This is a genomic window from Roseivirga sp. UBA838 (genome assembly GCF_002296035.1).
Classification (GTDB): domain Bacteria; phylum Bacteroidota; class Bacteroidia; order Cytophagales; family Cyclobacteriaceae; genus Roseivirga; species Roseivirga thermotolerans.
This window is the reverse complement of the sequence record NZ_DBHC01000003.1, coordinates 60,802-74,116: the sequence shown is the minus strand read 5'-3', so window position 1 is coordinate 74,116 and position 13,315 is coordinate 60,802. Positions and strand designations below refer to the sequence as shown.

14 protein-coding genes are annotated in these 13,315 nt (G+C 44.2%); 8 read left to right on the top strand and 6 right to left on the bottom strand.

Going from position 1 to position 13,315, the window contains the following annotated elements:
- Window positions 1-275: 275 nt before the first annotated feature.
- From B3O12_RS00405 to B3O12_RS00385, 5 genes are all read right to left on the bottom strand, one after another.
- Window positions 276-2,537 (bottom strand): TonB-dependent receptor, encoded by a 2,262-nt coding sequence (locus B3O12_RS00405; RefSeq protein WP_286754897.1) that lies wholly within the window; start codon window positions 2,535-2,537, stop codon window positions 276-278.
- Between the two features lie 79 nt (window positions 2,538-2,616).
- On the bottom strand, window positions 2,617-2,988 hold the full coding sequence (locus tag B3O12_RS00400; RefSeq protein WP_286754896.1) for a hypothetical protein: 372 nt from the start codon (window positions 2,986-2,988) through the stop codon (window positions 2,617-2,619).
- The gene (locus tag B3O12_RS00395) at window positions 2,989-4,290 is read right to left on the bottom strand and encodes a tetratricopeptide repeat protein (RefSeq protein ID WP_286754895.1); all 1,302 of its coding nucleotides are present in this window, start codon (window positions 4,288-4,290) and stop codon (window positions 2,989-2,991) included.
- A 71-nt stretch (window positions 4,291-4,361) separates the two neighbouring features.
- A complete protein-coding gene (locus tag B3O12_RS00390; RefSeq protein ID WP_286754894.1) occupies window positions 4,362-4,901 on the bottom strand; it encodes a DUF4331 family protein in 540 nt (179 codons plus the stop codon).
- Window positions 4,902-4,923: 22 nt separating this feature from the next.
- Entirely contained in the window at window positions 4,924-5,577 is a 654-nt protein-coding gene (locus tag B3O12_RS00385) for a DUF4331 family protein (protein WP_286746957.1), read from the bottom strand.
- Window positions 5,578-5,714: 137 nt separating this feature from the next.
- On the opposite strand from B3O12_RS00385, the gene B3O12_RS00380 reads away from it, so the two are divergent.
- From B3O12_RS00380 to B3O12_RS00345, 8 genes are all read left to right on the top strand, one after another.
- A complete protein-coding gene (locus B3O12_RS00380) occupies window positions 5,715-5,948 on the top strand; it encodes a hypothetical protein (protein ID WP_189628292.1) in 234 nt (77 codons plus the stop codon).
- Window positions 5,945-6,358: a DUF2721 domain-containing protein gene (locus B3O12_RS00375; RefSeq protein WP_189628291.1), complete on the top strand. Its 414-nt coding sequence runs from the start codon at window positions 5,945-5,947 to the stop codon at window positions 6,356-6,358. Before B3O12_RS00380 ends, B3O12_RS00375 begins: the two co-directional genes overlap by 4 nt.
- A 153-nt stretch (window positions 6,359-6,511) precedes the next feature.
- A complete protein-coding gene (locus B3O12_RS00370; protein WP_286754893.1) occupies window positions 6,512-7,033 on the top strand; it encodes a MarR family winged helix-turn-helix transcriptional regulator in 522 nt (173 codons plus the stop codon).
- Window positions 7,034-7,199: 166 nt separating this feature from the next.
- Window positions 7,200-8,141: a glycerophosphodiester phosphodiesterase family protein gene (locus tag B3O12_RS00365; protein WP_286746953.1), complete on the top strand. Its 942-nt coding sequence runs from the start codon at window positions 7,200-7,202 to the stop codon at window positions 8,139-8,141.
- On the top strand, window positions 8,131-9,147 hold the full coding sequence (locus B3O12_RS00360) for a threonine aldolase family protein (protein WP_286754892.1): 1,017 nt from the start codon (window positions 8,131-8,133) through the stop codon (window positions 9,145-9,147). The genes B3O12_RS00365 and B3O12_RS00360 overlap by 11 nt, the downstream gene beginning before the upstream one ends.
- Window positions 9,148-10,320 (top strand): lactonase family protein, encoded by a 1,173-nt coding sequence (locus tag B3O12_RS00355; RefSeq protein ID WP_286754891.1) that lies wholly within the window; start codon window positions 9,148-9,150, stop codon window positions 10,318-10,320. It abuts the gene before it with no gap.
- Entirely contained in the window at window positions 10,317-10,862 is a 546-nt protein-coding gene (locus tag B3O12_RS00350; RefSeq protein WP_286754890.1) for a hypothetical protein, read from the top strand. The genes B3O12_RS00355 and B3O12_RS00350 overlap by 4 nt, the downstream gene beginning before the upstream one ends.
- A gap of 806 nt (window positions 10,863-11,668) precedes the next feature.
- Window positions 11,669-12,187 carry a transposase gene (locus B3O12_RS00345; RefSeq protein WP_286754889.1) on the top strand — a complete coding sequence of 173 codons (519 nt, stop codon included), beginning with the start codon at window positions 11,669-11,671 and terminating at the stop codon, window positions 12,185-12,187.
- A 519-nt stretch (window positions 12,188-12,706) separates the two neighbouring features.
- Here the strand turns inward: B3O12_RS00345 and B3O12_RS00340 are convergent.
- Entirely contained in the window at window positions 12,707-13,237 is a 531-nt protein-coding gene (locus B3O12_RS00340; protein WP_189628284.1) for a DinB family protein, read from the bottom strand.
- Window positions 13,238-13,315 lie beyond the last annotated feature (78 nt).

Here is a 13,315-nt window from a genome sequence, read left to right as displayed (position 1 = left end):
TACTTAAGTCGCAAGCAGTACATTTCTAACCCTTGCCTCCATTTGTGTCTTCACCAATGGCTGTTAAAAGACGCTATGAGGACACAGCTTGTGGCCAGTATACTGGAACAAATGCGATCTAAATGAGTAGCCCTATAAAACTATCTGAACTCCGGCCCTTCTATTCGATTGCAATGCGTGTTATTAGGTGAATGGGACTCGCATACAATAGACATACGAAGTCCATAGGTTTTTTAGATTTAGAAAGGTGCAATTTTCTTTCCCTAAGAGGCCCACTAAAACCTCACAGTAGCCGAAAGTCTGGCCTGAAACGGAGTGCCTGGTGTGAAGTGAATTTCAGATATAGGTTTTGATTCGTTCCTTAGTTGCGATTCGGTTTCGAACTGTGCCTCCTTCCACGTAGCATTGGTCAGGTTTTCAATAGAAAGCCCCAATTCAAAGGTTCCCAATGTATAGTTCAGTACAGCATCCATTAAAAAGTAGCCTTCCGCATGCAGGCTGTTGTCCTCATTGGCCGGGCGATTGTCCATGAACCGATACCTTAAGCTTCCGCTTAGGGTATTCGTCAATTCTGCAGTAAGCCCACCAATGCTTGTAAACGTGGGAGCCAGCGGAATGAAGTGTTCCCCTTCTGCCGTGCCAACTGCCCTCGGAATGGTGTAGTTAACATCTGAGGTAAAATAGAGCCAGGCATTGGCCTGATATCGTATACTCAAATCGATACCTTCCCTGCGTGTTTTGCCCGAAGGTTCAACTATGCCCGCATCGCCCACATAAACAAACTCCTGATCAAGATCGAGGCGCCATAAAGCAGCGTTTATGAGCAGTCGGTCAACAGGTTTCCAGTGAATGCCCACATCCAAGCCATAAGCCTTTGGCAGAATCTCCCGCCCGGTTTGTTGAACAACCACCCGGCTGTCGTTGCTATGAAAGCCCAATCCGCTTTTAAGGTAAAGATTCAATCGCTCAGAGGCCTGGTAGCTCAACTGTAGTTTGGGGCTTAACACACTTTTGTTAATGGCCGATCGCTCGTAGGTGGAAGAGAGTTTGTTTCTATAGTCGAATGTAAAGTGGTCGAACCGTAACCCCGTAGTCATGGTAAATCGGGGAGAAAGGGTAAAAATTTCCTCAGCAAAGGCAAAAATGTTGGTTTCCTGCACATCGCCATAGGCAAGGTCTTCCAGTACAGTTTGGCGCTGCAATGTTCTGGAAAGACGTACATTCTCATTGATGTCGTGCCTGAAACCAACGCCCAGTTCAGTTTGTGCCGAAATACCCAACAGTTGGTGTTCCGTCCAATAGTTGTGGCGGGTTCCAAATATTTGCCGCTGCTCGCTTTGGGTTATTTGATCACCATTTTCCGGGTCATTAAGAAAGAAGGTGAAGTTAGAAACCAGTTCAAAGTCGTATTGAGTAAAATAGAACTGGCTTTCAGTCCAGGCGTCATTGCGTAGCTCTCGTGCCAATCGGGCATTTACATTCATTCTGCTTGTCATGCCCCCTTCTGTATCATCAATAGCTCCAAACCTCGAAATAGTACCATTCTCTACAGCTCTTTCAGGTATTTGGCCGGAGGCATCCCAGCTACTATTAAATGCCGACAACGAAATATCCAGCGTACGTTTGCTGTCCAGTCGTTGATGATATTTTAGCAATGCGTTTAGACGATTGAAGAACTGCGGGCTTTCGAAATACCCATCAGATCTAAAAAACTCAGTGGCCAGATAAAGGCTGGGAGCATAGGTTGTTTGGGGAGATATAAGGTTGAGAAGGCCCACGGTTCGAAATGTGCCGAACTGTCCGCCCTCTAGTTTTACCGAACTCTCCGAAAGTCTTTTTTTGGTAGAAAAGTGCGCATAACCAGCGGTGTTAAAATTGCCTATACTACTATAATATGGGCCTTTGTCGAAAGCTACCCGGTCTATGGTTTCCGGAATTACAAAATGGAGGTCGGCATAGCCCTGCCCATGGGCATGAGAAACCATATTCACCGGCATGCCATCTACCTCCAGGGAAATGTCGGTTCCGTGGTCAATGTCAAATCCCCTTAGAAATATCTGCTCGGCCTTGCCTCCTCCGGCATGTTGAGCTATGAATAGCCCCGGAACAATTTTTAGTACATCCTGAGAAGTTTGTATAGGCCTTAGCCGAAGATCCATTGCCGAAAATGAGGTGGCATTGTACTGAAGGTTCTGACTCACTTCTACATCTTCCATACGAACAACTTCCGGCTGCATGGTTACTTCGATAGATTGAGGACTACCTGAAGCTACGGTGAAAGGAATGATTTTCTTTGCGAAACCTACGAAACTGATTTCCAGGGTGTATTCGCCATTAGGAAGGTTTTTAAACTGAAAGATGCCCATAGCATTGGCTGTGGTGCCTACATTCAATTCTTGAATGTAAATAGTAGCTGCCGGAAGTGGTTCTGCATTTTCAGCATCCCTTACAGTTCCTGCAACTGTACGTTGCTGCCCATAGCCAATTGTACATACTAAAAGGCCAATAAGGCATATAAATAGGGTAAATGATTTCATAATTAGTGCATTTTAGATTGGAAAGACATAGGAGTTCCTGCCCGGCTCACGAGTCGGTAGGTTAATGGGCTATGGCTGTTCAGGCACTGGGGGGAGGAGTTGGAGTGGGTAGCTCAGGCGTAGTATAAAAGGTTGGGTAGAGAGTGGTGTTTTTGGTTTTCTTTATGGTAAAGGAAAAACTAAAGCTGCTGATTAGGGGTAACACAAAACCATAGAGGCTCAGGCGGTTTTCATTAGTGTGCGATTCCTCTTGCCTTTGTTCGTGTTGAGGTTTAATCCATGCATGATGATCATCTATGCCATGCTCTACATCTAAAGAAGTGTTTGGGTGATGATGATGAACTCTGTTGGCCAAAGAGTGCAGTGCTTTATGGGTAAAATAAGCGCCTGCATAACCGAATATCAGTATGCAGAAATAGCCCCATAAAACAACTGCCGTTAGCTTTCTCACTTAAAATGACTTTAGGGCCTTTTCAATGGCTTGAGCAGTTATGGGGCCAAGCTCATACGCGGCATCGTTAGCCTCCTTGAGTAACTGTCTGGCGCGTATGGTTTTTCCATTGGCCTTGTAGATCATGCCCAGGTGATAAACAGCTTCAGGCTCGCTGGTTTTGTCCTCCACAAATTGCTGAGCCATACGTAATGCTTCCTCTTTTTCTCCATTGTGCAATTTGGCCCATGCCAAAAGACTATATACTTCCGGTGTGGGGCGCGAATCTTTTTCCGCTTCAGCCCGAGCTACAGCCCGCTTTGGAGAATTCAGATCCTCAGCATCGAGAAGTATGAGGTATTTGCTGTACATGTGGCCATACTTTGGCTGAGAAACCTCTGTATAGAACTGTTTTCTAAGTTTCAGTGCTTGCTCCTTTTTGCCACTATAGTCAGCCAAATCAGCTAGCAAAAGATTGAGTTCAGGGTTGTGGTGTTTTTGGTTTATCAGTTGCAGTATGACTTCTGCCTCACTTATTTTCCCTTTGTGTGAATATAAAATCCAGGCAATTCCTTGCCATGAGTGCCAGTGTGTTGGGTCTTTTTGCAATACATCCAGATAGGCTCCATAAGAGTCAGCAATTCGGCCTGCATGGCCGTATAGATCACCTAAATTAGATAGCGACCAAAGGGAGAGCTCCGGGTGGTTTTTTACTCGCGCATGGGCTTTTTCCATCAGCTCAATGGCCAATTCAAGATTTCCGTCATGATCGGCCAATTTTGAGGCTCGAATGAGGTACTGAAAGCTGTTTCGTTGGATTTGGCCGTTCAGAATACTCCTCGCACGGTCATAGTCGCCAATCTCCATAGACGCGTCAAAAATGAGGTTGAAAGAAGCAGACTTCATGTCGCCTTCCAAAAGAGCTGCTTCTCCGTAGTTTTTAGCCGCAACAAATTGGTGGCGGGTAATGGCGTTTACACCAAGTGCCTGGTAGGTAGCGGCATTAGAGAATGGGTTGCGAGATTCTACAAGGGCATAAAGACTGTCTGCCTTGAAAATGTATTCAACGTTTCCTTCTGCCTTAAAGAGGCGGCTATATGCGGCAGCAAGTTTACTCAGATAGGTAATGTTATTAGGGGCTGCTTTAAGTTTATCGAACCAAAAGCGAATGTCTGACTGTAGAAGAGTGTCGCGTTCATTTGTTGCTGCTTGTAAAAGATGGGCATAGTCAGATTTCAAAACTATTGATGAATTGCTCTGTTTTGGCTCACAAGCCATTATTAAGAACAGCAGCGAAAAGGTGGGTAGTATTATTTTTTTCATATCGTTGAGTTTAAGTCGAAAGGAGAAATACTCCGTGCTTATAGTTTTGCCTAAGCACGGAGTGTTAAGCTTTACCAAGGAGAGGCCAGGTAAGGGAATGTGGTCAGAAACGCCTTATCATTACTATCTACATGATCATCAGTAAGTCCCGGGTTTTCCGAACCGTCAGACCCTCCAAAGATCAATAGCAATTCTACAGATATAACGTCATCGGCTAGTGCCCTTCCTGTCAATACGTTGGTGCCATCAAAGAAAGTGGTGGTTCCATCCAAGGATACGGAAAGCACATCGGTGGCCAATACGGTGGTAAACGTTGCGGCATCCAGACCCAGGGCATTGGTGCTATAATTAGGGTTTAAGGCCAAAAGTCTGGCTTCGAAAGCCGATTGATAAGCGGCCCCCTGAGCACTTGGAGCAGTGGTGTTAAAGTTGTCTTTCATGGAGCTGCCTACAAATACTGTGTTAATGGCAGGTCGCCCCATTTGATCTTCCTGAGTGTACATAGAAGGTATTTCCGGTGTGGTATCGTCATTTTTACATGAAATCATGGTTAGGGCCAGAATAGCGGCTACCGCGACTATTGCTGTTTTTTTATTTATGCTTTTCATCATTGTTCTGTTAAAGGTGAATTGGTTATTGTTTTCTGTTGCTGGTTACCCAGGTGTTAATTGTGCCTGAACCGCCAATCATTGATTTGGGAACCTCTACAACCACCGACATTACGTTAGTGCCTGCAAAAGTGTCTGTTCCCGGATCATTGAAGCTGGAGGCATTTCCGGCAATGATCTCTCCGTACTGAGCAAAATCCATGAAGAACGGATCGTCTCTGGGGCCAGCAAATAGCTTTACTCCATTTTGGTTGCCAATTGAAGCATTAGATCCGTAAGCCGTAATGTTGGTAGAAACAGTATTAGCACTGGTTACCAGGGTACTGCTGGTACCTGTAGAGACCGGGGCAACAGGGCCATAAGCAGTTACCATTCCGTTTTCGAAGGTGCACTGAATCACCAGATCTTCCACAGCATCATCATTCGTATCAATATTAAATTCCACCATCACGTTTTCGTCAAAGGTGGCACCGGCACTGGCTGAGGGAGATAACAAGCCCTGAAGGTTGGCTACAAAGACAATGTTTGAATTGTTTTCTGGGCTTTGAAAGGCGTAGAAATCGGTAATGTCTGAGGTAGTTTCAGTTACACCCGGAGCATCAATGTGATCTGCTGCGTAGATCAGTGCTGTGGCAAACAGTATTGCACAGCTCAGCAAAAGGATTGTTTTCTTTTTCATAATGTTTGATTTGAAAATTGGAAGCGTGTGAGCTGCCAATGCGTTAAGAATTGTTGTTTTCTTTGTGCTTACTTACGAGGTGGTTGCCGGCTCCGGATTGAGGGGATGAGTAAGTTTTTTTGAAAACTAGAAAACACATGGATCTAAAAATTGGCGTAAAGACCGAAAAATGGATGTTTGGTATAGCTTCAGTAGTGGTGGGGTTAACTCTCGTTTTGCTATATATAGTAGAACCTCAAAATCTGCCAAACCCTGTACTCAGCGAATATTTGAGTAAATTTGGGCTGTACCTGTTTGGTCTGGTGTGGTTAAGAGGTTTGTGGAAGCTCACACTAGACAAAAAACTACCCTCACAAAAACAAGAAAAATGAGTCTTGATATTTCTACGCCAGCATTGCTGTTTCCTGCCATTACCCTGCTTTTATTAGCTTTTACCAATCGCTTTGTGGCTCTGGCCACCTTAGTGAGGGGTTTGAGGGTGCGGTATAAAGAAGCTCCTGAAATGCGCAAGACCATTTTCGGTCAGATTAAAAACCTGAGGCTTCGCTTGTTGCTTATTCGCAATATGCAAGCCCTCGGTATTGCAAGTTTCTTTTGTTGCGTGCTCTCTATGGTGCTCATGTACTTAGGCAGACAAGTAGTTGCAGATTACGTATTTGGAGCCAGCCTTTTTCTGCTACTTGGTTCGCTTCTCCTTTCTTTTATCGAAACCCAAATTAGCACCAGGGCTATCAACCTGGAGCTGAGAGACTTAGAAGAAAACTCTTCCTCTGCCTCTTAATAGACATTTTACACTTCTTTTTACCCTGCACCGAAGTTTCAAATGTTGGTCAGGCGACCGGCATGATATCGCTTAGTAAAATTGGTAAATGCATGGCCATAGTGCCATTCGCTAGGCTTATATAGCCCTTTTGTTCCGGCTAAAAAAGAATTTATGTACAAAAATACTTGTCTGAACAAGTATTTTTGTATAAGTTTGGTCAGACTTACAACCACTATGGATTTCGGTAAGGCTCTCTTTCACCTCAATAACAATCTCGGCTACAATCTATATCGCGCGTATTTGCTCTTTCATAGGGAGCTGATCAGAGCGTTGAAGGCGTATTCGGTAACGCCCGAGCAGTGGCAGGTGTTGATTATTTTATGGAACCATGGAAGCGTGACCCCTACCGAGATTAGCCGGGTTACGCTCCAGGATCTTCCGTCCATATCGCGCATGTTGGTGCGTATGGAAAAAAACGGCTGGGTAACCCGGGTCGATAATGAGGAAGATGGGAGATCTTTTCATGTACAGCTTACCGAAAGAGGGAGGAGAAGTAAGAATGAAATGATTATTAAACTGGATAATCACTTCAACGGGTTCTTAAAAGAAGTGCCCAAAGGCATGCACAATGCCATAAAGAACGAACTGCTTCAATTGCGGAGCAAGTTAGGAGATTACACACCCATTGAGTGACAGACGGTCCGGTCATTTAAGGTGCTTGCACCATAATCTCTTCATATGTTTAGGTTGAAACGGAGAGGATTACCGAGGCAGTAGACATAAGGTTTGCTGCCTCGGAAATGACTTCACTTTTTCTCTTGTGCTTTGTTTCTTCTCCATGTACTTTCGGGTAAAAAAGATGTTTCTGCGAAAATCCTTCCCCCAGATTCTTATTCTCTTCTGCTTTCTATACGCTTGCTCTTCGCCCAAACAGGATAGTTCAACGGCTTCAGAAACCAAAGGGATAGTCATTCCCAAAGGCCAATTGACTGAGCTTATCCAATGGTCGGAAGATCGGATTCCGTTGGTGAGCGCTCACAGGGGTGGGCCATATCCCGGCTACCCGGAAAATGCCATAGAGACGTTCGAATACATAGCCTCTCAAATTCCTACGGTTATAGAATGTGATATTGCTATGACCAAAGATTCAGTGCTCATAATGATGCATGACAATACGCTGGACCGAACTACCAACGGGAGTGGCAGAGTGTTGGAAGTAGACTATGAGTATGTACAATCGTTGAATTTGGTAGACAATGAGGGGCAAATTACGGCCTATAAGGTGCCAACCTTGAATGACGTATTGCAATGGGCAAGAGGTAAGGCTGTATTAACCCTGGATGTAAAACGAGGTGTACCTTTTGAGCGAGTAGTAGAGGCTGTGCAAGAGATGGAAGCACAGGACTACTCAATTATTATAACCTATGGGGCTCGCGATGCAGCCTTGGTATATTCGCTGGATCCTTCGCTCAAACTCTCCGTAAGTCTGGGCTCTCAGGAGGCCTATGAGGCTCATAGGGCTGCTGGTATTCCTGATGAACAAATGGTTGCTTTTGTGGGGGTGTCAGAACCATCACCGGAATGGTTCGATTTCTTACATCGCAAAGGGATTACCTGCATATTGGGAGTATTAGGAAACCTGGATAGGAAGGCCATAGCACAAGGAGATTCTACATATTTAGGCTATATTCAACGTGGTGCAGATATTCTGGCTACAGACCGTCCTCTGGAGGCGGCTAAAGCTATTGAGTTGGCTGTGCCGGAGACAAGTACAAAAGCAAAATTTTTCTATGGATATTGATTTAAGGAGTGATACGCTAACCCGGCCCACACCGGCCATGCATGAAGCGATGATGTCGGCTAAGGTGGGCGATGATATGTTTGGAGAAGACCCGACTGTGGCGGCCTTGGAGGAGAAAGCTGCCCGAATGTTTGGTAGAGATGCTGCCCTGTATTGTGCTTCCGGTACCATGACCAATCAAATAGGTATCCGATTGCACTGCCAAATTCAGGACGAGGTGATCTGTCATAAATATTCACACATCTATTTGTATGAGTCAGGTGGTATTATGGCCAATGCCGGGGCTTCCGTTCGGTTGCTAGAGGGCGATCGTGGCTTAATTACGGCTAAAGATGTAGAGGCTGCTATTCAGCCAGATGATATCCACTCTCCGGTTTCCAGATTGGTTTCGTTGGAAAATACGATGAATAAGGGAGGTGGAAGCTGCTACGATATGGACGAGATTTGGGCTATTCGAGAGACATGCCATGAGCATGGACTTGCTTTACACCTGGATGGGGCACGCCTCTTCAATGCACTGGTGGCCAAAGGACAAAATGCAAAGGAATATGGAGAGGTGTTCGATACCATTTCCATTTGCCTGAGCAAGGGGCTTGGGGCTCCAGTTGGGTCATTGCTCATTGGTGGGCATGACGATATTAAGCGGGCCAGAAGAATTCGAAAAGTAATGGGTGGAGCCTGGCGGCAGGCCGGATATATTGCCGCAGCTGGTTTGTATGCACTGGAGCATCATATAGAGCGATTGGTGGAAGACCATAACAAAGCCAGAGAAATGGCCAAGGTGCTGCAAGGGCTGAATTATGTGGAGGAAGTACTGCCTTGTGAAACCAATATTTTAATTTTTAAACTAACGGATAAGTATACCAACAGTGCTTTTTTAAATAAGCTGGCAGAAAATGGAATTCTGGCTTTTGGCTTTGGCCCCCAGCTTATTCGCTTTGTGACACATTACGATTTTACCGATGATCACCTCACCAAAACAATTGAGGTGCTGAAAAAACTATAAATGAAGAAGATAATCCTCCTTGCTCTACTGGCTCTTATTACAGCTTGTGGATCAAAGAAAACCGAACAGCAAGTGGCAAAACCAGAAACTGACGAAGCCATATTTTTTGTAGGTACCTATACCAAGAAAGAGGGCCATGTAGATGGTCAGGGTGAAGGAGTGTATGTGTATAGCATGAATAAAAAGACGGGTGCTATTGCCTATAAAAGTACGAGTGAACGGGTGATTAGCCCGTCTTATTTGGCTGTACATCCTAGTGGAAACTATGTATATGCGGTAAATGAATTTGACGGGGGAGAAGATAGCTTTGCTGCTGTCACTGCTTTTTCTTATGACCATGAAAGCTATACGCTGTCTTATGTTAATGAGACTTCGAGTATGGGGCAATATCCTTGTCATTTGAGCATAGACAATACGGGGAAGTTTGTTATGGTAGCCAACTATGTTGGAGGTAGTGTGGTTTTGTTGCCCATTGAAGAAGGTGGAATGCTTGGGACATATACTTCGTACAAAAAACATGAGGGTGGCTCTGAACACCCCAGACAAGAGGCTCCGCACGCTCACCAAATTATTCAGCATCCGAAGAGCGGTTTGGTGGCTGCCGTAGATCTTGGTGCTGATAAAATTTACGCCTATGAGTTGGATACACTCAGCAGAACCCTCAATTATTTGAGAGACTTTATTAACCCACCAAGAATGGCAGGGCCCAGACACATTGTTTTTCATCCTGAAAAAGATATTGTCTACGTGTTGAATGAACTCATTGGAACGATTGAAGTAGCCACTTTCTCTGATAGCCTCCGTCTGGAGCAAAAGGTGCAGATGATTGCCCTGCAAGAACATGACGATAAAAGAGAGCCTTCAGGAGCAGCCATTAAGATTCATCCGAATGGACAGTTTCTTTACGCTTCCAATAGAGGTGAGATTAATGAAATTCTTGCCTTCAAAATAGGTGGTAATGGTGAGCTGATAAAAATCGGTGCTTATCCATCGCAAGGAAAAACACCAAGGGACTTTGAGATTGATCCATCAGGTAAGTTTATGCTTGTGGCCAATCAGGATACCAACACCATTGTGACCTATGAAATCAATCAGGAAACCGGTGAGCTTATTGATACGGGTTATATCGAAGAAGTACCTACCCCGGTTTGTATTAAATTCCTAGTTCAGTGATCAAGAAGAGGGTTCTTTATATTGGAGCCTTGTTGGTGGTTATATTCTATGCGTATAGAATCTACCGAGACAATATACTTTTCGGTGATACTATCATCTTCTATCAAAATCAATCAGAAATTGAGCCATATGGTATAAAGTATAATGATTTTAGAGAAGCTGTTGGACTCGAGAAATTACCAGGTGATTGGATTACGAAATCAACTTCACAAAAGCCAGGGCCTTTTTTTGGGAGAAGGCATCTACAAGATCATTATTGGACAACTCAAGTCTGGAATCCTCTTTATGAGGTAAGCGTAACCTTAGGGCATTATGAGAAGGAAATTAGAAGGTTCGATAATAAGTTGATTTACGAAGTTGACCGATACAGAGTCAATTATATTGATACCGGCTACATTCTTGAAAGGAAATATAACTATCAATATGAACCGCATTGGAAAGTTACTTTGGTAATGACTTACGGAGATACAACGCAAGATATTCGAGTAATACCAGTTGCCCCTGAAGACTTCGATAGTCTGAGAAACTGGGCCACCCAATAGGGCTGATGAGTTTTGTTTTATAAGTTCCTCCTCCGCCCTTTGGGCACCTCCTCCAGTGGAGGATTGAAGGCTGGGGAACTATGCAAATGATAATCAATATTGGTGGAAACTGTTGCTGGCGCTGATTCCCCTCCTTGATAAGGAGGAGCAGAGGTCGTCATTGCCACAGGTGGTGTCCTCACCACGTGTTTGAATCCGTATCCGCTACATAAGTGTTTAACCTTTGCTTTACATAATTACCGACTTATAACCCATAACAAGAATTGACTCTGGTGCTTTTGCTGTGTCATGGTGGGGACACCATGACTGGCGACAGCAGGGGAGCCATGACTGGCTAAAATGTCTAAGTCAGAATAGTGCCTAACCGCCACATTCGGTGTCCTCACCGATTGCCTGGTGTCTTAGGATCGTTTTTGTATGGCTCTTAGCCCATAATAGGAATCTAATCTGGTGTTTTTGCTGTGTCATGGTGGGGATACCATGACTGGCAATAGCAGATGTTGAGATTTTTACCCATCAGATAAGTTGACCATATGCCCTTATCTGCCACAGATGGTGTCCTCACCACGTGTTTGAATCCGTATCCGCTACATAAGTGTTTAACTTTTGCTTCAAATAATTACCGGCTTCTAGCCCATAGCAAGAATCTAATCTGATGCTTTGTGTGTCATGGTGGGGACACCATGACTGGCGACAGTAGGGGAGCCATGAATGGCTAAAAAATGTCAAAGTCAGAATAGTGCCTGGTCGCCACAATCGGTGTCCTCACCGATTGGCCTCCACTCATTAATTCTTACTTTCATATAATGGATACACACAAACTCTATTTCTATACCTGTACTATCAATAACTGGATTCCAATATTACAAAAGCCCTTTAGAAAGGATATTCTGATCGATTCTCTTCAGTTTTTGGTAGAAAGGGATAAGTTGGCGGTATATGGATTTGTAATTATGCCTAATCATTTTCACGCTATTCTTGAGATAATAAACTGGAACGGAAAAGAGAGTCCTATAGCCAGTTTTAAGAAATATACAGGTCACCAACTCATTCAATCTTTAAAGTCCGACCCAAAGGTTCTCAGGGAACTTAAGGTTGACTGGAAGGATAGGAATTTCGATATCTGGCAGCCTAAGAGTCGTTCTGTACATCTATATTCACCAGAAGTCATCTATCAAAAACTTGACTATATACATCATAACCCTGTCTCTGGTAAATGGAATTTAGCTGAAGATTTTACTCTGTATGAATATTCATCAGCCTCTTTTTATTATTCTGACTCTGGTCAATTCAGTTTTCTAACTCATATTAAGGATAGGATCTGATGCTTTGTGTGTCATGGTGGGGACACCATGACTGGCGACAGTAGGGGAGCCATGACTGGCGAAAAAATGTCTAAGTCAGAATAGTGCCTGGTCGCCACAATCGGTGTCCTCACCGATTGCCGGGTGTTTTAGGATTGATTCGCTTCAAATAACTACTTGCTTCTAGCCCATAATAGGAATCTAATCTGGTGCTTTTGCTGTGTCATGGTGAGGACACCATGACTGGCGATAGCAGATGTTGAGATTTTTACCCATCAGATAAGTTGACCATATGCCCTTATCTGCCACAGGTGGTGTCCTCACCACGTGTTTGAATCCGTATCCGCTACATAAGTGTTTAACCTTTGCTTCAAATAATTACCGACTTCTAGCCCATAACAAGAATTGAGTCTGGTGCTTTTGCTGTGTCATGGTGAGGACACCATGATTGGCGACAGGAGGGGAATTAGTTTCTACTCTCCAAAGTTGACCCTTATAAACGAGGCTAATTCTACCTCTGAAATAAGGGCTCGGAGAGGGTCAGATACCCTTCAAATAGATCTTCACCACATTCTGGTGGTGTTCGGCATGGTAGATGGTGAAATAGAGCATTTCGCGTACGGTAACTTTGCCGAGTAAAGGGTGAGGAAAGATGTATTGATCTAGTTGATCCTCGGACCATTTGGAAAGTTTTTCCTGTATGCCGGAAACAATCTCTTTTTGTGTTTTTGTGACTTTGTTTAGGTCTGAAAAAGGTACCCGTTTGGGTACAAAGTTTCCGGGAGGATCTCCCTCCAGCGTGGTAAGCTTTTGTTTGTATCGCTCTACCAACTCGGGATAAGTTCTAGAGGGGCGGTTGGCAAGACCGAATTTAAACTTGATGAGAAATTTGGGGTAGCCCAGGGCCTTCTCTAGCGGGCGTGTACTTTTTATAAGGTGATCGGCCTGTTGTCCGGCATTCCACTTTCTCTCCGGGGCATATTCAAATTCGTCTTTCGAAAGACCACCGATGAACTTTAGAAAATGATCGTAAGAATCTTCTAGCCTTGCCTTAATCTCCACCTTGTTCATGGCCGAAAATTACTTGGTTTTCTATGGAAGGCAAAAGCAAACTTATAATTCATTCATGAACTTTTGTTGGGCATATTG